At 71.4% G+C, this 20038-nt stretch carries 15 protein-coding genes and 5 tRNA genes; 11 read left to right on the forward strand and 9 right to left on the reverse strand.

All coding sequences use genetic code 11. The features are described 5' to 3' along the window. Positions 1-27 precede the first annotated feature (27 nt). The 5 genes from ABT147_RS34275 to ABT147_RS34295 all read right to left on the reverse strand — a co-directional run bounded on the left by ABT147_RS34275 (position 28) and on the right by ABT147_RS34295 (position 3013). Positions 28-900 (reverse strand): hypothetical protein, encoded by an 873-nt coding sequence (locus tag ABT147_RS34275; protein WP_351413523.1) that lies wholly within the window; start codon positions 898-900, stop codon positions 28-30. A 70-nt stretch (positions 901-970) separates the two neighbouring features. Continuing rightward, a tRNA-Phe gene (locus ABT147_RS34280) sits at positions 971-1044 on the reverse strand. A gap of 24 nt (positions 1045-1068) precedes the next feature. Beyond that, positions 1069-1143: transfer RNA gene (locus ABT147_RS34285), tRNA-Asp, on the reverse strand. Between the two features lie 37 nt (positions 1144-1180). Then, positions 1181-1253 (reverse strand) — tRNA-Glu (locus ABT147_RS34290). Between the two features lie 80 nt (positions 1254-1333). After that, complete coding sequence (locus ABT147_RS34295; protein ID WP_351413525.1) at positions 1334-3013, reverse strand: metallophosphoesterase family protein; 1680 nt, start codon at positions 3011-3013, stop codon at positions 1334-1336. Positions 3014-3161: 148 nt separating this feature from the next. Between ABT147_RS34295 and ABT147_RS34300 the strand changes: the two genes are divergently transcribed. The 5 genes from ABT147_RS34300 (at position 3162) to ABT147_RS34320 (ending at position 8832) form a co-directional block, all read left to right on the forward strand. Further along, positions 3162-3512 carry a metallopeptidase family protein gene (locus tag ABT147_RS34300; protein ID WP_344394230.1) on the forward strand — a complete coding sequence of 117 codons (351 nt, stop codon included), beginning with the start codon at positions 3162-3164 and terminating at the stop codon, positions 3510-3512. Between the two features lie 238 nt (positions 3513-3750). After that, on the forward strand, positions 3751-4281 hold the full coding sequence (locus ABT147_RS34305; protein WP_351413527.1) for a hypothetical protein: 531 nt from the start codon (positions 3751-3753) through the stop codon (positions 4279-4281). A gap of 386 nt (positions 4282-4667) precedes the next feature. Continuing rightward, a complete protein-coding gene (locus ABT147_RS34310; RefSeq protein ID WP_351413528.1) occupies positions 4668-6917 on the forward strand; it encodes a DEAD/DEAH box helicase in 2250 nt (749 codons plus the stop codon). 113 nt (positions 6918-7030) lie between these two features. Beyond that, on the forward strand, positions 7031-8605 hold the full coding sequence (locus tag ABT147_RS34315; RefSeq protein WP_351413530.1) for an amino acid permease: 1575 nt from the start codon (positions 7031-7033) through the stop codon (positions 8603-8605). A 154-nt stretch (positions 8606-8759) separates the two neighbouring features. Beyond that, positions 8760-8832: transfer RNA gene (locus ABT147_RS34320), tRNA-Lys, on the forward strand. 134 nt (positions 8833-8966) lie between these two features. Here the strand turns inward: ABT147_RS34320 and ABT147_RS34325 are convergent. Together ABT147_RS34325 and ABT147_RS34330 are read right to left on the reverse strand one after the other, a co-directional pair. Then, positions 8967-9512, reverse strand: a complete 546-nt coding sequence (locus tag ABT147_RS34325; protein WP_351413532.1) for a DUF4232 domain-containing protein — start codon at positions 9510-9512, stop codon at positions 8967-8969. Between the two features lie 366 nt (positions 9513-9878). Continuing rightward, complete coding sequence (locus ABT147_RS34330) at positions 9879-11204, reverse strand: chloride channel protein (protein ID WP_502983207.1); 1326 nt, start codon at positions 11202-11204, stop codon at positions 9879-9881. Positions 11205-11380: 176 nt separating this feature from the next. Here ABT147_RS34330 and ABT147_RS34335 point away from each other — a divergent pair, with 176 nt between their 5' ends. From ABT147_RS34335 to cyaB, 5 genes are all read left to right on the forward strand, one after another. Further along, positions 11381-11944 (forward strand): hypothetical protein, encoded by a 564-nt coding sequence (locus ABT147_RS34335; RefSeq protein WP_351413536.1) that lies wholly within the window; start codon positions 11381-11383, stop codon positions 11942-11944. Then, positions 11941-13122, forward strand: a complete 1182-nt coding sequence (locus tag ABT147_RS34340; RefSeq protein WP_351413537.1) for an epoxide hydrolase family protein — start codon at positions 11941-11943, stop codon at positions 13120-13122. Before ABT147_RS34335 ends, ABT147_RS34340 begins: the two co-directional genes overlap by 4 nt. A 204-nt stretch (positions 13123-13326) precedes the next feature. Further along, the gene (locus ABT147_RS34345) at positions 13327-15864 is read left to right on the forward strand and encodes a beta-alanine-activating enzyme beta-propeller domain-containing protein (RefSeq protein ID WP_351413539.1); all 2538 of its coding nucleotides are present in this window, start codon (positions 13327-13329) and stop codon (positions 15862-15864) included. A 174-nt stretch (positions 15865-16038) separates the two neighbouring features. After that, a complete protein-coding gene (locus ABT147_RS34350; protein ID WP_351413541.1) occupies positions 16039-17223 on the forward strand; it encodes a sensor histidine kinase in 1185 nt (394 codons plus the stop codon). A gap of 66 nt (positions 17224-17289) precedes the next feature. Beyond that, entirely contained in the window at positions 17290-17856 is a 567-nt protein-coding gene (gene cyaB, locus ABT147_RS34355; protein WP_351413543.1) for a class IV adenylate cyclase, read from the forward strand. A 63-nt stretch (positions 17857-17919) separates the two neighbouring features. Here the strand turns inward: cyaB and ABT147_RS34360 are convergent. Together ABT147_RS34360 and ABT147_RS34365 are read right to left on the reverse strand one after the other, a co-directional pair. Continuing rightward, positions 17920-17993 (reverse strand) — tRNA-Met (locus tag ABT147_RS34360). Between the two features lie 97 nt (positions 17994-18090). Next, complete coding sequence (locus ABT147_RS34365) at positions 18091-19248, reverse strand: dihydrofolate reductase family protein (RefSeq protein ID WP_351413545.1); 1158 nt, start codon at positions 19246-19248, stop codon at positions 18091-18093. Between the two features lie 54 nt (positions 19249-19302). On the opposite strand from ABT147_RS34365, the gene ABT147_RS34370 reads away from it, so the two are divergent. Continuing rightward, on the forward strand, positions 19303-19905 hold the full coding sequence (locus ABT147_RS34370) for a MarR family winged helix-turn-helix transcriptional regulator (protein ID WP_351413547.1): 603 nt from the start codon (positions 19303-19305) through the stop codon (positions 19903-19905). The last annotated feature ends 133 nt before the right edge of the window (positions 19906-20038 follow it).

The following is a 20038-nucleotide window of genomic DNA, read 5'->3' on the forward strand; positions in this document are numbered from 1 at the left end:
CCCCTCGCCCGGTGCCTGTGATGCGCGTTACCGCACGTCGACGTAGTCCTCTTCACCGCTGCCGACGAAGTGCTTGCTGTCGGGCTTCAGGTGGACGGGCATCCAGGTGCCGTCCTGCTGGGCCTTGAAGCCCTTGCTGGAGGAACCGTAGGACTTCGACCCGGGTGAGGGCCCGGTGCTCGCGTGACGTGCCGCTGGTGGTGCCCTTGACGTCGTACGTCGTGGAACCGGCGTACCGCAGCCGCCGTAGCCGTCGGTGTGGCCCGGCACCCTGACGCGGAACTGCTCGTCGAAGCCGGTCTTCACCGTCTTCTCGGTGGTCCATCCGCTCTTGCCGTCGGGCGAGTACTGGACGGCGACGCTCACCCGTTCGTTGTGGTCCATCTCCAGCGGGATGCCGGACAGGGGCTTCCACTCCGAGCCGCTCTGGTATCGGAGCGTGCCGGAGACCGTGATCCTGTCACGGGCCGTCGGGTGGAAGCTCGCCTTGTCGAGGACGAGACGGGTCGGTGCCGCCTTGGGCGCGATGTCGACCCAGGAGGTGGAGACGTAGCCCAGGTCGCCCTGGTACGTGGCCCAGGCCCAGCCGCCCTCCGCCAGCTCACGGGAGACGGAGAAGTGGCCGTTCTGGTCCGTGGTGGCGGTCGTCTCGATCCGCTGGCCGATCTTGAGGTCCACGGAGGCGTCCGACAGTGGTTCGTTCGCGCGGGTGCTCGGATCGCGGACGACCATGTCACCGCTGACCGTGACCGTCCTGTCGTCGATGGTCGGCGCGGTGGGGGTGACGGCGAAAGTCTGGAAGACCGGCTGCTTGCGGTACCGCAGGGTGCCGGCGTTCTTCCGGACCGTTGTCTCGCCCGCGCTCGTGGTGGCCTCGACGTCGATGGTGATGCGTCTCAAGAACCCCCTCAAGGCTCCCGTGAGCGACGAAAACCCCCTCCGGTCATCCGGAGGGGGTTTTCGCGTGATGTGGCTGGGGCCGGGGTCGAACCGGCGACCTATCGCTTTTCAGGCGATCGCTCGTACCAACTGAGCTACCCAGCCGCGATGTTTCACGTGAAACACCAGCGGTCCTGACGGGATTTGAACCCGCGGCCTCCACCTTGACAGGGTGGCGAGCACTCCAAACTGCTCCACAGGACCAAGCTTGTGCGGCACTAGTCTCGCACAGTGTGTTGCGTGCCCCCAACGGGATTCGAACCCGTGCTACCGCCTTGAAAGGGCGGCGTCCTAGGCCGCTAGACGATGAGGGCTATCGGCCCGCCTGGGCGCTTCTCAGCGCGTCGGGGACGTGAGAAGCATATGGGATGGCGGGAGCTATCGCCAAAACGGTTTACGGGCCGCTGGGGGAGCCCTCGGTTGACGTGCTGCCCGAGGGTGACGGGGGTTCCTTGGACGGCGTGCCTCCCGTGGGCGACGGGGACTCTTCGCCCCCGGGTTCGGCACCCGGCTGGTTCTCCTTCGGGAGGTGGCGGCTGACCTCGGCCGTCGTCAGGCCCAGGCCGCCCAGTCGGATCTCGTCCCAGGCCTGGAGGCGGCGGGTGTCACGGTCGAGGTAGAGCACGGAGGCCTGGATCGGGTCGGGGTGCTTGCCCTCCACGGCACGCAGACCGCTGCCGCCGGTCGAGCCCTCGATCCGCAGCCGGGTGCCCTCGTCGAGGACCTCCATCTCCGGGTGGTGCAGATGTCCGGCGAGGACGAGCGGGACGTCGCCGTCCGTCTCCCGGGCGGCGTCCGGGTTGTGGGCGATCGCGATGTCCACGGGGGTGCCCGCCGCCTTCTGGGCGCGCAGGGCCGCCGCCAGCCGCGCCCCGGCCGCCTCCTCCGAGGGCAGGCCCGACTTGTCCGTCGAGCGGTCCGGGGTGAACTGCGGGTCGCCCATCCCCGCGAAGCGCAGCCCGCCCACGGTGACCGCCTTCCCCTCGTCGAGGACATGGGTGTTGTCGATGCCCTCCAGATAGCGCTGGGTCTCACGCGAGTCGTGGTTGCCGCGCACCCAGACGTACGGCGCCCCGAGGTCCGCGATCGGGTCCAGGAAGCCGTTCTCGGCGGCGCTGCCGTGGTCCATGGTGTCGCCGGAGTCGACGATGACGTTGATCTCGTACTGCTCCACCAGCGAGGCGATGATCTTCCAGCTCGCGGGGTTCAGATGGATGTCGGAGACGTGTAGGACGCGGATGGTGGTCGGGTCCGGCTGGTACGCGGGGAGCGTGGACGTGACGTCGTACAGCTTGGTGACGTTGGTCACCAGGCGTGCCAACTCCTGCTGGTAGACGTCGAATTCGGTGACGATGCTGCGGGCGTTGCCGACGATCGACGGGGCGGAGGAGAGCAGGCCCGAGAACTTCGGCTCCAGGACGGAGTTCGGGTTCCAGGTCGCGGCGGCCGTCCCTCCGGCGCCGGCCAGGAGGACGAAGGCGAGGCCGCCGGCGGCCAGGGCGCGGCGGGGGCGGCGGTACACGGCGAGGCCGAGCGTGGTGGCCCCGACGACGACGGCGACGCCGGAGCGTACGGCCAGGTCGATGGTGCCGTGCCGTACGTCGGAGGCGATCTCCTCCTGTAGCCCGGAGATCCGCTCGGGGTGGTCGACGAGGGCCTGGGCGCGCTCCGGGTCGAGCTGGTCGACGTTCACGTCCAGGCGTACGGGGGCGTTGTGGCTGCGCAGTTCCAGGGCGCCCAGCGGGGAGACGTTGATCTTCGTGCCGCCGGTGAGGGACGGGCGCAGGGTCATCGTCGTGTTCATGGGGCCGACGGGGGTGCGTACGTTTCCCACGATCAGCAGGCCGAGCCAGGCGCCGAGCAGGACGACCGTGACCAGGCCGAGCGCGCGTCCCCAGGGGTGGGGGTGGTGGACCAGCTCGACGGTGGGGTGCGTGCGGCGGGAGCGGTAGTGGCGGGCCAGGGCGCGGGGGGCCCAGGGCATGGCTCGGCGGATGCGGCGCAGGGTCGTACGCAGGGGGTTCGTACGTGAGGGGTCGGCGGCGGTGGCTGGGGCGGCGGGGACGCGGGCCATTGGTCCCGTATGCCCAGGGGTGGGGGCGGATATGCGGCGGGGGTTGTGGGGTGGGCCGGGGGTCGGCCGGTGTGCCCTGGGTGGCCTTCGTGCTGCTCGGAATCGCTCGCATCGCTCGTACGCGCGTGTCGTGCACGACAATGGCCGTGTGCTGGAGATGACGCGCGAGGAGTTCGAGGAACTGGTCGCCGAGGCGTTGGACCGGATTCCGCCGGAGCTGACACGGCTGATGGACAACGTGGCGGTGTTCGTCGAGGACGAGCCGCCCTCCGACGACCCCGAGCTGCTCGGTCTGTACGAGGGCACTCCGTTGACGGACCGGGGGGAGTGGTACGCGGGGGTGCTGCCGGACCGGATCACGATCTACCGGGGGCCGACGCTGCGGATGTGTGAGTCGCGGGAGGACGTGGTCGCGGAGACCGAGGTGACGGTGGTGCATGAGATCGCGCATCACTTCGGGATCGACGACGCGCGGTTGCATGCGCTCGGGTACGGATAGCCGGGGGTGCGGGGTGGCAGGGGGTGTGGGGTGGCCGGGGTGCGGTGTCGGGTGCGGGTCCGTCGTGGTTGATCGCGCGGTTCCCCGCGCCCCTGTCGGGGGCGCTGCCCGGCCCGGGCTGTGAAGTTCGGCACGCGCGGTCGCCTTCGTAAGGGCCGCTGTGGGCGCGTGTCCTCTTGTGGGCGGCGGGAGTTGGGCAGGGGGACTCCTCTTTCCGCCCCCCTCGGAGGTGGCCGCTGTGCGCGCCTTGAACGTATCCGTCCGTCTGGCCGCCACGGTCATGGCCGTAGCGGCAGCCGCCGGCTGTATGAGCGTGGGGGACGACGGGCGGAAGCCCGGGCCGTCGCCGTCCGCGGGGCAGCGGGGCGGGGAGCGGCCGGACGGGGGCTCCGCGGTGACGGGCGGGGGCGGTGTGGGGTACGAGTCCGGGCAGGGGAAGCGGCGTGGCTCCGCCTCGCCCGGGCCTTCCGCGTCCAAGTCCGCCACGGCCTCCGCGTCGGCCTCCGGGGCCGCCAGGCCGTCCGGGAAGGCGACGCCGCCGAAGGGGGGCGAGGAGGAAGGGAAGGGGGAGCGGCCGGAGAAGCCCGAGCCGCCCAAGGGGGAGCCGAGTCCTGTGCCGTCGGTGCCGGAGCCCGAGCCGGAGCCCACGAAGCCGGCGGAGCCGCCGCCGTCGCCGGAGCCTTCCGCCGAGCCGTCGTCCTCGGCGCACGAGCAGGGGGCGCAGTTGGTGGAGCGGGAGCCGGCGCCTCAGGCGGGGGAAGCGGTGTAGGTCTTCGGCGGTTGGGCGGGGGCTTTGGCCGGGGGTGGGTGCCTGTTCGGTCGGCTGGGCTCGCCCTCAAAGGGTTCGGCCCCGCCTCCCGCGCCCTCACGGAGCTCCGCCCCGGACCCCGCCAGGGGCGCCGCGCACCCTGGAACCTCGCTGGGTTCACGGGGACGCCCGGCCCCTGACCTGCGGGTATCTCCTCAGTTTGCCTTGAGGGGTGGTGGGTGCGTATGGTGGTAGATCGTTTGATCCCATTTGCCCGGCGCCACCGCAGAGCGCGCCGTGTGGCGCGTACTCTCCCTTGCCGTGGCGGACCGCATAGAGGCGGTCGTGTGCGAATCACGGAGTTGACGGGCGCGTGCCGACGAGACTCCGGAAGGTTTCGCATACGCATGTCCATTTCCAGTACTGATCACGTCGTCGTGCCCGAGAACGGCGAAGACATCGAGAACGTCGCCGTCGAGGCGGCCCCCGAGGTCACCTTCGCGACGCTCGGTCTCCCCGAAGGCGTCGTGCGCAAGCTCGCGCAGAACGGCGTGACCACCCCCTTCCCGATCCAGGCCGCGACCATTCCGGACGCCCTGGCCGGCAAGGACATCCTCGGCCGTGGCCGTACCGGCTCCGGCAAGACGCTGTCGTTCGGTCTGCCGCTGCTCGCGCAGCTGTCCGGCGGTCACACCGAGAAGAAGAAGCCCCGCGGCATCATCCTCACGCCGACCCGTGAGCTCGCGATGCAGGTCGCGGACGCCCTCCAGCCGTACGGCGACGTCCTCGGCCTGAAGATGAAGGTCGTCTGCGGCGGTACGTCGATGGGCAACCAGATCTACGCCCTGGAGCGCGGCGTCGACATCCTCGTCGCCACCCCGGGCCGGCTGCGCGACATCATCAACCGCGGCGCCTGCTCGCTGGAGAACACCCAGATCGCCGTCCTCGACGAGGCCGACCAGATGTCGGACCTGGGCTTCCTGCCCGAGGTCACCGAGCTGCTCGACCAGGTGCCGGCCGGCGGTCAGCGGATGCTCTTCTCCGCGACGATGGAGAACGAGATCTCCACGCTGGTCAAGCGCTACCTGAGCAACCCGGTCACGCACGAGGTCGACAGCGCCCAGGGCAACGTCACGACCATGTCGCACCACATCCTCATCGTGAAGCCCAAGGACAAGGCGCCGGTCACCGCCGCGATCGCCTCCCGCAAGGGCCGCACGATCATCTTCGTCCGCACCCAGCTGGGCGCCGACCGTATCGCCGAGCAGCTGCGCGACGCCGGTGTGAAGGCCGACGCGCTGCACGGCGGCATGACCCAGGGCGCCCGTACGCGGACGCTGGCCGACTTCAAGGACGGTTACGTCAACGCGCTGGTCGCCACCGACGTCGCCGCCCGCGGTATCCACGTCGACGGCATCGACCTGGTCCTGAACGTGGACCCGGCCGGTGACCACAAGGACTACCTGCACCGCTCCGGCCGTACGGCCCGCGCGGGGCGCAGCGGCACGGTCGTGTCGCTCTCCCTGCCGCACCAGCGCCGGCAGATCTTCCGGCTGATGGAGGACGCGGGCGTCGACGCCTCGCGCCACATCATCCAGGGCGGTACGGCCTTCGACACCGAGGTCGCCGACATCACCGGCGCCCGGTCGATGACCGAGGTCCAGGCCGAGGCCGTCGACAACGCCGCGCAGCAGGCCGAGCGTGAGGTCGCCCAGCTCACCAAGGAGCTGGAGCGGGCCACGCGCCGCGCCGCCGAACTGCGCGACGAGGCCGACCGGCTGACCGCGCGTGCCGCGCGGGAGCGGGGCGAGGACCCGGAGGCGGCCGTCGCCGCCGCCGCGGAGGCCATCGCCACCGCCGCCGTCGAGACGGACGGCACGCCGGTCGAGGCCCCGGTCACGATCGTCGAGCAGCCGACCGAGCGTCCGGCGTACGAGCGCCCCTCGTACGACCAGCCGCGCCAGCGCCGCGACGAGCGGGGCAACGGCGGTTACGAGCGTCGTGACAACGACCGTGGTGACCGTGGCGATCGCGGGGACCGTGGGGATCGTGGTGGGTTCCGTCGGGACAACGACCGTCGTGACGACCGTCGGGACGGCGACCGTGGTGGCCGTTCCTTCGAGCGTCGTGACGACCGTGGTGGCAGTGCCGGTGGGTTCCGTCGGGACAACGACCGTGGCGGCCGTTCCTTCGAGCGTCGCGACGACCGCGGTGGCAGCGGCTTCCGCCGGGACAACGACCGTCGTGACGACCGTCGGGACGGCGACCGCGGTGGCCGTTCCTTCGAGCGCCGTGACGACCGCGGTGGCAGCGGCTTCCGTCGCGACAACGACCGCGGTGGGTTCGAGCGCCGTGACGGTGAGCGCGGTGGGCGTTCGTTCGAGCGTCGTGACGACCGTGGTGGCAGTGCCGGTGGGTTCCGTCGGGACAACGACCGTGGCGGCCGTACCTTCGAGCGCCGCGACGAGCGTGGCGGGCACCGGGGCAGCGACCGTCCGTTCAACCGTGACCGCCAGGGCGGCGACCGTCCGGGCTTCCGCTCCGGCGGCCACGAGCGTCCGTACGGCCGTCGTGACGACCACCGTGGCACCGGTACCGGTACCGGCTCCTCGTTCGGCCGTCGTGACGACAAGCCGCGCTGGAAGCGCAACGGCTGACGCCGAGTGATCTGATCCGTCGAAGGGCCCGTACGACTCCGGTCGTACGGGCCCTTTGTTTTCGGCCATCGTGTGGCGCATGTCACGTCCGCAGGGAGGGAATTGCTGGGGGCATGACAGATGACGACATAGCCCGTGGGGCAGCCGGGGCTTCGGCTCCGGACTCTGTGTCGGTCTCGGTGTCCGACGAGGAACGGCTGGCCCAGCTGGGCTACACGCAGGTCCTCGCCCGCCGTATGTCCGCGTTCTCCAATTACGCGGTCTCCTTCACGATCATCTCGGTCCTGTCCGGCTGTATGACGCTCTATCTCTTCGGCATGAACACCGGCGGGCCCGCGGTGATCACCTGGGGCTGGGTCGCGGTCGGGCTGATGACGCTCTTCGTGGGCCTGGCCATGGCCGAGATCTGCTCGGCCTACCCGACCTCCGCCGGCCTGTACTTCTGGGCCCATCGACTGGCGCCGGAGCGCAGCGCGGCCGCCTGGGCGTGGTTCACGGGCTGGTTCAACGTGCTCGGCCAGGTCGCCGTGACCGCCGGTATCGACTTCGGCGCGGCGTCCTTCCTGGCGGCGTATCTGAACCTGGAGTTCGGCTTCGAGGTGACCCCGGGCCGGACGATCCTCCTCTTCGCCGCGATCCTGCTGCTGCACGGCCTCCTGAACACCTTCGGCGTACGCATCGTCGGTCTGCTGAACAACATCAGCGTGTGGTGGCACGTGGTGGGCGTCGTGGTCATCGTCGGCGCGCTCGTCGTCGTCCCCGACAGCCATCAGTCGGCGTCGTTCGTGTTCACCGAGTTCGTCAACCACACGGGCTGGGGCAGCGGGCTGTACGTGGTGCTGCTGGGCCTGCTGATGGCGCAGTACACCTTCACCGGGTACGACGCCTCCGCCCATATGACCGAGGAGACGCACGACGCGTCGACGGCCGGGCCCAAGGGCATCGTGCAGTCCATCTGGACGTCCTGGGTGGCGGGTTTCGTCCTCCTCCTCGGCTTCACCTTCGCCATCCAGTCCTACGACGGTGCCCGTGAGTCGGCGACCGGGGTGCCGCCCGCGCAGATCCTGCTGGACGCGCTCGGCGCGACCGGCGGCAAACTGCTCCTCCTCGTCATCATCGGCGCCCAGCTCTTCTGCGGCATGGCCTCCGTCACCGCCAACAGCCGCATGATCTACGCCTTCTCACGCGACGGCGCGCTCCCGTTCTCGCACGTCTGGCACACCGTCAGCCCCCGCACCCGCACCCCCGTGGCGGCGGTCTGGCTGGCGGCGGGCGGCGCCCTGGTCCTCGGCCTCCCCTATCTGATCAATGTCACGGCGTACGCCGCCGTCACCTCGATCGCGGTGATCGGCCTCTACATCGCCTACGTCATCCCGACGCTGCTGCGGCTGCGCAAGGGCGACGCGTTCGAACGGGGGCCCTGGCATCTGGGCCGCTGGTCGCGGGCGATCGGCCTCGTCGCGGTGATCTGGGTCCTCTTCATCACCGTCCTCTTCATGCTTCCGCAGCTGTCCCCGGTCACCTGGGAGAACTTCAACTACGCCCCCGTCGCCGTCCTGGTGGTGCTGGGCTTCGCGGCGATCTGGTGGGCCGCCTCCGCCCGCCACTGGTTCCTGAATCCGGAACACGAGCGCAGCGTGGCCCGGGAGGCGGCGCGGAAGGGGGCGCCGGAGCCGATCGATCCCTAGCTCCGACATCAGTCAACTCGCCCCGTTTCAGGCGATCTTCCGCCCGTTCTGTGCTGTGGCGGACCTTTTTGCGGCCCGCCGACGCGGCCGGGACACCGATACCCGATCGGACTCCCGGCCGCGTCCCGCTATGCTCGGGGAGGCAACATCGCCTGGGCCCTTAGCTCAATTGGCAGAGCAGTGGACTTTTAATCCATTGGTTGTGGGTTCGAGTCCCACAGGGCCTACGGTTCGCGGGTGGGGGACATCCCCTTTGACCTGCGGTGCGGCGCTCGGTTCGGCTTCGGTCGGGTCGGGCGCCGCTTCGTTTTCGGGGCTGGGTGGGGCTCCGGCGCCTGGCCGGCGTGGGAGTGGGGCGCCGTTACCAGACGAGGGCGTCCGCGGCGTTGTCCTGCCAGTAGGTGACGGCGGCGGCGCTGTTGAAGAAGATGCCCTTGTTCGGCAGCTTCAGGGTCTTCTCCGCGGTGGTCGCGCCGCCCTTCCCGTTGGCGAAGATCACGCCCAGGGTCTTCGTGGTGCTGCCGCCTTCGCCGTCGGGGGAGTACGTCGTGATGCCCGCGTACGCCGACTGGCCGGGCTCGAGCACCAGCACGGACTGCGGCGTGCTGTCCTCGACCCACGCCAGCGGGGCCTGGGCGTCGGCGCCGGCCCGCAGGAAGGGGGCGCTGTAGGCGTAGCAGGGCTTGGTGCCGGTGTTGGTGGCCTTGAGCAGCAGGTGGTTGATCGGGCGGGACACCTCGGACACGGTCAGCGCGGTGTTCGCCGAGGTGCAGGTGACGATCGAGGGGGCCTTGGCGGCGGCGGAGGCGGTCTGCGCGGTGGCCTGGAAGCCGACGAGGGCGAGGGCGGCTGCGACGACCATGGAGGAGGCGGCGGCGCGGGAGGCGAAGCGGGTGGCGATACGCATGAGTGAGCTGCTTTCTCGGAGTATTCGGAAGGTGATCTTCCGGTTTTAGGTTGTTGCTGATTGGTCTTGTCTGCTGCTGCCCGGTGGTGGTGGCGCTGCTGGTGCTGCGTGAGATGTGTGTGGGATGGGTCTGGGTGCGCCTGAAACGCGGGCTATGGAAGCGGAGTTGAGCGGCGCCGGTCACCGTGTCCGGCGAGCGCCTCGCTTCGATGACGTAAGCCTGTGGCATGCGGCGTCCCATGCGCTATTTCTGCGGGAGTTTCGGGACGCTGGAATGCTCGTACCGGCTCTGACCTGGGGGAACTTGGCCCAGGTGGAACGCCGAACGGAATGGAGGAGGGGCGGAGGAGGCTGCCGTGCCCTCTCCTACGGCGCCGTCAGCGGGGCGAGCCTCGCCGTGGCGACGTACGAGACCACGACCGCGACGATCACCAGCGGCATGACGGTCACCCCCTGTGTCCCGATCAGCAGCGTGGCCAGCAGGACGGAGACCAGCGGAAGTCTCAGCATCGCGGCGCTCATCGCCCCGATCCCCATCGCGAAGCCCGCGACCACGGTCAGCCCCGGCAGGTGGGAGCACAGGATGCCGCCCGCCGCTCCCACGAACATCCCGGGAAAGATCGGGCCGCCTCTGAAGGCGCTGAGCGATACGCAGTACGCGAGCCCTTTGCACAGCACGAGCAGCGCCAGCGCGCCCACCGAGTACGCGGCGCTGTGCGTGAGGAACGGATCCATCGCCGTCTGCCCCGAATACAGCACGTCGGTCGCCGGTTTGCCGGTGCCCTCCGCGTAGCCGATCGCCAGCCCCGCCACGATCAGGCCCATGACCACCGTGGCCGGCACCCGGCGTCTCTCGACGTGCGTCTTGAGCCGGACGGCGAGCCATCGGATACCCGCGCCCACGAGGGCGGCCGACAGTCCGATGACCAGGGCCCAGCCGAATTCGGCCGCCGTCGGGCGCATGGCCTCGGGTACGTCGTGCAGGGCCAGGGAGTAGGTGCCGAGCCCCGTCCAGGACCCCAGCCCGACGAAGATGAGGGCCCCGATGCCCGCGGCCAGCAGGCCGGGCACCAGCACCAGCGCCATCATCGGCCCGCCCAGCCCCGAGGCCTCCATCAGGAGGAACGCGCCCAGCAGGGGTGATCCCAGCAGCGAACTGACGGCCGCGAAACTGCCCGCCGCGCCCAGCACCTCGACCATCTGTTGCGGCGGGTCGCGTCTGACCATCCGTACGGCACCGGCGGCGAGCCCGCCGCCGAGCGCCAGGAGGGGGGCCTCGGGGCCGAGGACGGCGGCGAAGCAGAGCGTCGCCAGGGCGGCGGCGAAGATGCCGGGCAGCTCGATGGGCGTGGGCGCGGCGGCGGGCTTGAACCCGGCCGTCGGTTCATGACCGCCGTGCCCCGGAAGGTACTTGACCGTCAGCCCCGTGAGCAGTCCCCCTACGGCGAGCAGCGGCAGCGGCCACCACGCGGGCGTTCCGTCGAACCCCAGCGCCTTGGGCAGATCGGTATAGATCAACGGCTGGGCTTCCCCGACCAGCGCGAGGAAGCCGAACGCCGCCGCGGACACCGGTACGCCGATCAGCGCGGCCATCAGCAGGAGCACCAGGTACGCGCGGCTGCGAAGCAGCGTCAGCGGGTCAGGGGGCGACGCGGCGGCCTCGGACCCTGTCGTGGCGACCGGCATGCGCATTGCCTCCTCGCACCGAGCCTGACGCGAGCGGCGCGATTCCGAGCGTGGCACGCGGTTCCCGGGCGGGCATGTCGGTGCCGCCCATGCGGGTGCTCCGACCGGCCGCCTCGCCTCATGCGCCGAGCAAGCCGTCAGGGCACCTTGACGTCAAGCTGCCCTGACGAAACACTCGGCTCATGTCGACGACGACGCCTGATGACCTCGAAGGCCGGTTCACCTTGCCGGCGGCGGTGGCGCGCTATGACGCGCTGCGGACGCGGGACGCCCTCGCGGCGCCGGACGAGGAGAACGGTGACGGTGAGGGTGATGAGGGTGGCGAGAGCGCGGGCGGGCCGGAATACGCGCCGTTGGCCCGTGGCGAGGCGCTGGAGTTGCTCGCGCTCGGAGAGGTGATCGCCCGCAAGGCCCTCTACGGACGTCAGCTGTCCGTTCGCTCCGCTCGGCGGGCCGGGGCGTCGTGGTCCCAGATCGGCGCCGCGCTCGGCACCACCAAACAGGCGGCCTGGGAGGCCCACAAGCGATGGATCGACGAGCAAGCCGAGCGCGACGACGACCCGGGCCACTGGGGCTGGGACGAACACGCCATCGCGGCCGCACGCGCGCTGGCCGGTGAGCCCGGTGAGCCAAGTGGACCCGATGAGGGCGACGATCAGGCGCGCGGGAAGGCCGAGGCCGAGGACAAGGGCGAGGCAAACGGTGAGGCCAAGGGCGAGGCCAAGCGTGCGGGCGAGGACGCATGAGCGCGATCACGCAGGCGGTGCCCCGACCCACGATCCGCCCCTTCCGGCTCCACATCCCCCGGACAGCCCTGGACGACCTGGCCGCACGGCTCGACGCCACCCGCTGGCCGGACGACGCCACCGCGCCCGGCTGGTCGCAGGGCGTGCCGCTCGCGTATCTGAAGGAGCTGGCGGCGTACTGGCGTACCGCCTACGACTGGCGCGAGCACGAGGCGCACCTCAACCGGTTCCCCCAGTTCATGACGACGATCGACGGAGCGGACGTCCACTTCCTCCATGTCCGCTCCCCCGAACCGACCGCACTGCCGCTGCTGATCACCCACGGCTGGCCGGGATCCGTCGTGGAGTTCCTCGACGTCATCGGTCCGCTCAGCGACCCGCGCGCGTACCGGGGCGGCACGCCGGCCGACGCCTTCCACCTCGTGATCCCCTCCATCCCGGGCTACGGCCTCTCCGGACCGACGCGGGAGCCCGGCTGGGACATCCGTCGAGTCGCGGGCGCGTGGGCGGAGTTGATGCGGCGGCTGGGCTACCACCGCTACGGCGCCCAGGGCGGCGACTGGGGCCACGCGATCACCCTGGAACTGGCCGCCCTCGTCCCCGAACGCGTCGTAGGCATCCACCTCAACACCTTGCTGACCCCGCCCCCGGACGACCCGGCCGTGGCCGCCGGCCTCACGGAAGAGGACCGCGCACACCTCGGCCGGCTCCTCGCCGCGGAGCCCGAGATGTCGGCGTACGCGAAGATCCAGGGCACCCGGCCGCAGACCCTCGCCTACGCGCTGACCGACTCCCCGGTGGGGCAACTCGCCTGGATCGTCGAGAAGTTCAAGGAGTGGACCGACAGCCGGGACGCCCCCGAGGACGCCGTCCCGCGTGACCGGCTGCTGACCAATGTGATGCTGTACTGGCTCACCGGCACCGCCGGCTCCTCGGCCCGCCACTACTGGGAGGCGGCCCACCCCTCGCCGGCGCCCCGCACGAAACCCCGCCCCACCACCCCCACCGGCGTCGCCGCCTTCGCCGCCGACCTCGCCCGCCCCGTCCGCCACCTCGCCGAACGCGACCACCACATCGTCCACTGGTCCGAATTCCCCCGGGGCGGCCACTTCGCGGCGATGGAACAGCCTGAGCTGTTCACCGCCGACGTGCGCGCGTTCTTCCGGCACTTCCGCTGACGGCCACCGCGTCGGTGTACGGCTCACTTCGGACGTACCGCTTACTTTGCGGGCGTACGGCTCACGCCCGGGGCGGGCCCGGGAACCTTCGTGCCCCCGAGGCGCGTCCGACCGCACAGTGAGGTGCGCATTCCGTGTGCGGCGGACATTATGAACGAGAAGGCGTCCGGGGGTGGATCGCCCTCAGAAGGGGGCAGGGGGCCCATGGCGCAGGCGTTGGAGAGCGGTGACCCGCGGCAGGTGGGGCCGTACCGGATCGTGGGGCGGCTCGGTGCGGGTGGGATGGGGCGTGTCTATCTCGGGCTGTCTCCGGGTGGCCGTGCGGTGGCCGTCAAGACCATCCGGCCCGAACTGACCTACGAACCCGAGTTCCGGCAGCGGTTCGCCCGGGAGGCGGCGGCCGCGCGGGCCGTCAGCGGTGCCTTCACGGCCGCGGTCGTCGACGCGGATCCGTACGGGGACCCGCCGTGGCTCGCCACCGTCCATGTCGCGGGCATCTCGCTCGACGACACCATCGCGCGCCACGGACCGCTGCCCGAGTCCTCCGTGCTCGCCCTGGGAGCCGGCCTGACCGAGGCGCTCCAGGCCATCCACACGGCGGGTCTCGTCCACCGGGATCTGAAGCCCTCCAACGTGCTGCTGGCCCCGGACGGTCCCAAGGTGATCGACTTCGGGATCGCGATCTCCGCCGGATCGAGTTCGCTGACCCGCAGCGGCGCCGTCATCGGCACCCCCGCGTACATGTCGCCCGAGCAGCTGACGGGCGGCCGGGCCGGTACGCCCGCCGACGTGTTCGCCCTCGGTGGGGTGCTCGTCTTCGCCGCCAGCGGCGAGGGCGCCTTCGGGTCCGGCCCCTCGCTCGGCGTCGGCTTCCGCGTGGTCCACGACGAGCCGAACCTGTCCGCCGTCCCCGCCGGGCTGCGCCCCCTTCTCGGCCACTGTCTCGACAAGGATCCGGTCCGTCGGCCCACCGTCGCCGAACTGCTCGCCGAGTTCGCCGGCCGTATCCTCCCTGCGCCCGACGCGGAGTACGGCACGGACACCGTGACCCTCGCCCTCCACGGCGGAGCCTGGCTGCCCGCGTCCGTGGCCTCCTCGGTACGCCGCGCCGGGGAGCGGGGCGGGACGCTGGTGCCGGAGGCGCCGGAGGTGCCCACCAGGGCGGGGTCGGCAGAGGCGAATGCAAAGGCTGAGGCAGAGGGGCGGCGGAACGGTACGCGGACCGCGACCGCCGCGACCGCCGGGGGCGGAATGGACCCTCGCGTTCCGGTGGACCCCCGCCTGTCCGCAGACCCCCGCCTGCTCGCAGACCCGCGCCTGTCCGCAGACTCCCGCCTGTCCACAGACCCCCGCCCGCGTGTGGACCCCGGCTCGTCCGGAGTCGGCGCGCCCGGTCCCGTATCCCTGGGCGATGCGCCCACCTGGATCGACGGCCGGTCACCCTCACGTCCCGACCAACAGGATCAACAAGGCCAAAGGGGTCAATCAGGCCAAACGGATCGACCGGATCGACCGGATCGGCTCGATCAACCAGGTCGGCCGCAGCCCTCAGGGCCCTCACAACTCGCCCACCCCTCACCACCGACCCCCACCCCACCCCACCCAGCCGACCGCGACCCCGGTCCCCCGACCCGCCGCCGCGTGCTCGCCGCGATCGCCGGAGTGGGGGGCGTCGCCGCCGTGGGGGTGGGGACGTATCTGCTGGGGCGGGGTGAGCAGGACCGCGATGACGGATCGGGCGACGGCAACGACACGCTGAAGGACCCGGACGGCGTGCCGGCACCGGGAAAGCTGAGATGGCAGCGCGGGACCGGAGGCCCGGTCGCGCCCGCCCTCCTCGCCACGGGCGGGCTGGTGTACGCCGGCAGCAAGGACGGGAGCATGTACGCCCTGGACGCCGAGACGGGCAAGCCGCGCTGGCAGTTCGGCACGGGCAACGGCGTCTACACCTGCCCCGCCGTGGCCGGTGGCCTGGCCTACTTCGGCAGCGCGGACTACCACCTCTACGCCGTCGAGGTGAAGACCGGCGACCAGCGCTGGCAGTTCAGCGCCGGCGGAGAGATCAACTCCTCGCCGGTGGTCGCCGGGGGAGTGGTCTACGCGGGCAGTGACGACGCGCGGCTGTACGCCGTGGACGCCCGCTCCGGCGACCGGAAGTGGACGTTCGCCGCCGAGGGCCGGATCCGTTCCTCCCCGGTCGTCGCCTGGAACAAGGTCTACGTCGGCAGCGAGGACTCCCGGCTCTACGCCGTCGACGCGGCGACCGGCGAACGCCGCTGGGCCTTCAGGACCGACGGCGACGTCAAGTCCTCCCCGGCGGTCGCCGACCGTGTCGTCTACGTGGGCAGCTACGACGGCAACCTGTACGCCGTCGACTGCGACACCGGTGAACTCCGCTGGACCTTCGCCACCCGGGGCGGCGTGGGCTCCTCGCCGGCCGTCTCCGGCGGGGTCGTCTACGTCGGCAGCGACGACGGCAATCTGTACGCGGTCGACGCCCTCACCGGGAAGCAGAGGTGGAAGTTCACCGTCGGCGCCGTCGTCTACTCCTCCCCGGCCGTCCTCGGCGACACCGTGTACGTCGGCAGCAAGAACGGCACCCTCTACGCCGTACGGACGGAGACCGGCAAGCCCCGGTGGACGTACCGCACCGGCGCGGACATCCGCTCCTCGCCCACGGCGATCGACGCCACGGTCTACGTCGGCAACGACAGCGGCACGGTCTTCGCGGTCAGCCGCTGAACATCGCCTTTCCCGGTCAGCCGCTGAACATCGCCTTTCCCGGTCAGCCGCTGAACATCGCCGCCCCCGCCCTCGGCCCCGCCTCCCGGCCACGGCGAAGGTGTAGCGGACTACACCCCCGAAGGGGTGACCGCTCTCCTGCGCCGCTCCGCCCCCGTCCCTAGCGTCGACGGTATGTGGAAAGCGGTGCGGCAGGCGGCGTGGGCGACGAGGATGCTGATCTGGGCCGGGGGTCTGGCCTTCGGGACGTATCTCTTCATCACCGTTCTGCTGATCACGGCCACCGGGACCCTCGCGGTGATCGGTGCCTGGATGCTCCCCGAGGCGGTGCTGCTGATCCGCCGGATCGCCGGCGCGAAACGCCACCAGGTGGCCGCCTGGACGGGCCGCGAGATCCCCGAGGCGTACCGCCCGATCCACGGCACCCTCCGCGAACGCCTGCGCGGCGCCGTCCGCGACCCCGGCACCCTCGCCGACCTGCGCTGGCTCGGCGCCCACTACGCCTACGGCGCCCTCTTCCTCCTCGCCCTGCCCCTGTGGCCGCTCGGCCTCCTCGTCGACGGCGTACGGTACGGGCTGCTCCGCCGCGAAGCCGTCGTCCTGCCGTGGATCAGCCGCCTCGCCGACCTCGACGCCCGCTGGTCCGAGACCCTGCTCAGGCCCTCCCCCAAGGCCCGTCTCGCCGAGCGGGTGGAGGAGCTGACGGCGACCCGGGCCGACGCCATCGCCGCCCACGGCGCCGAACTCCGCCGTATCGAACGCGACCTGCACGACGGCGCCCAGGCCCGCCTCGTCTCGCTCTCCATGCGGATCGGGCTGGCCCAGCGCGCGTACGCCCGCGACCCGGACGCCGCCCGCGAACTCCTCGTCGACGCCCAGGACCAGGCCGAGGCCGCGCTCACCGAACTCCGCCACGTCGTGCGCGGCATCCACCCGCCGATCCTCACCGACCGGGGCCTGGCCGGAGCCGTACGGGCCCTCGCCGCCGGCAGTGGTCTCGACGTGACCGTCGAGGTGCGCGGGCTGGAGGACACCGACGGCCCCCGCCCGCCCGCCGCCGTCGAGACCGCCGCGTACTTCGCCATCGCCGAAGCCCTCACCAACGCCGCCAAGCACAGCGGCTCCCGGCGCGCCGCCGTCCAACTGGAGCGCGTACGCACCGGGTTGCGTGCCGTCGTCCGGGACGAAGGGCTGGGCGGGGCCGACGAGAGGGGAGGGCCGGGCGGGAGCGGTGCGGGCGGTGGTTCCGGGTTGCTGGGGATACGGCGTCGGGTCGCGGCCCTGGACGGTGTGTTCACCATGACCAGTCCCGTCGGCGGACCGACCGTGGTCGCCGTGGAGCTGCCGTACGTGTGGTGACGGAAGAGCGGGGGAGAGCGCTGGGTGAGGACGCGTGCGGATGATGGGTGAGGAGAGGAACGGGGCGTGATCGAGGCGGAGTTGAAGGCCCGGGTCCGTGCGCCGGAGGCGGTCGCGCGGGCGCTCGACGAGCGGGCCGAGGGCAGGTCCGAGACATACCGGGACACGTACTACGACCTGCCGGACGGCAGTCTGCGCGCACGGGACGAGGAACTGCGGCTGCGCGTCCTGGCCGACCATGCCACGGGCGGCCGGCGCACCCTGCTCACCTTCAAGGCGGCGGCGCTGGACGAGGCGTCCGGTTCGAAACCCGAGTACGAGACGCGGGTCGGGGACGCGGGGACCGCGCACACCATCCTGGAGCACCTCGGCTACGCGCCGGTGATCGTGTTCGAGAAGCACTGCCGCAGCCACGCCTTCGAGGCGTACAGCCGACAGCTGCTCGCCACTCTCGTACGGGTTCCCGAGCTGGACGGCGCCTTCCTGGAGATCGAGACCCTCGTCCAGGAGGAGACCGAGGTCACAGCGGCACTCGACGACATCCGCGCGGTTTTCGACGATCTGGGCATCGCCGCGGAGGATCTCACCCGCGAGCTCTACACGGACGCGGTGGCGGCGGCCCGCGAAGCCTGAGCGGGAGCGCAGAAACACCTGAGGCCCGGAATCCTCATCGGATTCCGGGCCTCAGGCCTTCAGTAGCGGGGACAGGATTTGAACCTGCGACCTCTGGGTTATGAGCCCAGCGAGCTACCGAGCTGCTCCACCCCGCGTCGTTGAAACCAGTGTACGCCATCTGCGGGACCCCGAGCACACGGTTTGATGGCGACCGGCGATCACCGGGGATTCACCTGGCCGCCCGCACGTCTGTCAGGTGACCAAATGGCTGTTGGGCGCCTTCGCCCGCCCCTCGAACTCCCCCAGCACCACGACCTCGGCCCCCTCCGCCGCCAGCATCGCGTTGCCGGCGGCGGCGTCCTCGACGAACGTGTCCGGCTCGCGCCAGGCCGTGACGACGCGGCGGATGCCCGCGTCGAGAAGGAGCCGGGCGCAGGGCGCGGGGCGGGAGGCGCGGCGGGCGCAGGGTTCCAGGCTGCTGTAGACCGTGGCGGAGGCGAGGCGCGGATCGGTGGGGTCGATCTTGGCGAGGGCGGCCTCCTCGGCGTGGGCCACGGGGTCGCCGCCCTCGCGGGAGTGGCCGCGGGCCAGTTCCGTACCGTCCTCGGCGACCACGACAGCACCGACGCTGAACGCGGTCCGGGAGGGCGGGCACTCGGCGGCCAGGTCGCAGGCCAGCGCCAGCCAGTGCCGGTCGGCGGGGGAGACGGCCGGGCCGGTGCCGGGGACGGTCGGGGCGTACCGGATGAGGACGACGTCGCCGACCGGCCGGGTCTCCAGCAGCCGCAGCCGGCTCTTCGGCCCGCCGGGATACGCGCCCGTCCCGAACAGCCGGGGCGCGTCCGCCTCGCCCACGAACAGCGGCGCGACGGCCAGTTGCACCTCGTCCGCGAGCCCCTGCTGGAGCAGCTGGGTGTGTACGCGTCCGCCGCCCTCCACCATGAGGCGGCGGACGCCGCGTACGTCGCCGAGGTGGTCGAGGACGGCCGCCCACTCCAGGTCGGGGCCGACGGACACGACGTCCACACCGTCGGGTCCGGCCGGCAGGCCCAGCCCGCGCAGCCGCTCCGCGCCCTTCTCGGTCGTGTAGACGACCTTCTCGCCGCCCGTGTGCCAGAACCGGGCCGCCGGGTCGAGATCGCCGGACGCGCTGACGGTGACCTTCAGCGGGTACTCCGGGAGTCCGGCGGCGACGCGGGCCGCGCGGCGTTCGGGGGAGTTGACCAGCAGGCGGGGGTTGTCGGTGCGCAGGGTGCCGGCGCCGATCAGGATGGCGTCGCTGGCCGCGCGCACCTCGTCGACCCGGTCGAAGTCGGCCGGGCCGGACAGCAGCAGCCGCTCGGGCCCGGTGTCGTCCAGGAAGCCGTCGAGGGAGACGGCGGCGGACAACAGGACGTAGGGCTGGGGCATGTACGCGCTCCCTGTGGGTTGGTTCAAGTTTTAAACAATAACTACACTGTACGTATGACGACCCGCTGGCTCACCCCCGAGGAACAGCGTGCCTGGCGTGCCTACGTGGCCGCGAGCTCGCTCCTGGAGGACGCGCTCGACCGGCAGCTGCAGCAGGAGGCCGGTCTGCCGCACCTCTACTACTCCGTGCTGGCCGCCCTCTCCGAGGCGCCGGACCGGCGGATGCGGATGACCGACCTCGCCGAGCACCAGAAGATCACCCGCAGCCGGCTGACGTACGCGGTGACCCGGCTGGAGAAGGACGGCGTGGTGCGGCGCGAGGACTGCCAGTGGGACAAGCGGGGCAGCGTCGCCGTGCTCACCGACGAGGGCATGGCCCTGCTGGAACGCACGGCGCCGGGCCATGTCGAGACGGTCCGCAAGGCCGTCTTCGACCACCTCAGCCCCGAACAGATCGGCCAGTTCGAGGAGATCTGCGCGGCCATCGCGGGGGCGATCCAGGGCGGGGACCCGCAGGCGGCCGCCGGCTCCGACGACCTGCCCTGGCGCCGCCGCGCGTGCCCGTCGGGTCAGTCGAGCCAGTCGAGCCAGTCCGGTCAGCCCGGTCAGCCCGGTCAGCCCGGTCAGCCCGGTCAGGACGGTCAGGACGGTCAGTAGGTCCACCGCGAAGTTCTCCTGTGTCGCGTCTTCCCGTGTTGCGGGAATGTGAGATCGACCCAATCCGGTTGCTTGAAATTTGAAGCACGGGTTAGAGTCGCTGCGAGCGCTGTGCTTCAAAACTGAAGCACAG

The organism is Streptomyces sp. NPDC001868 (assembly GCF_040297125.1).
GTDB lineage: Bacteria > Actinomycetota > Actinomycetes > Streptomycetales > Streptomycetaceae > Streptomyces.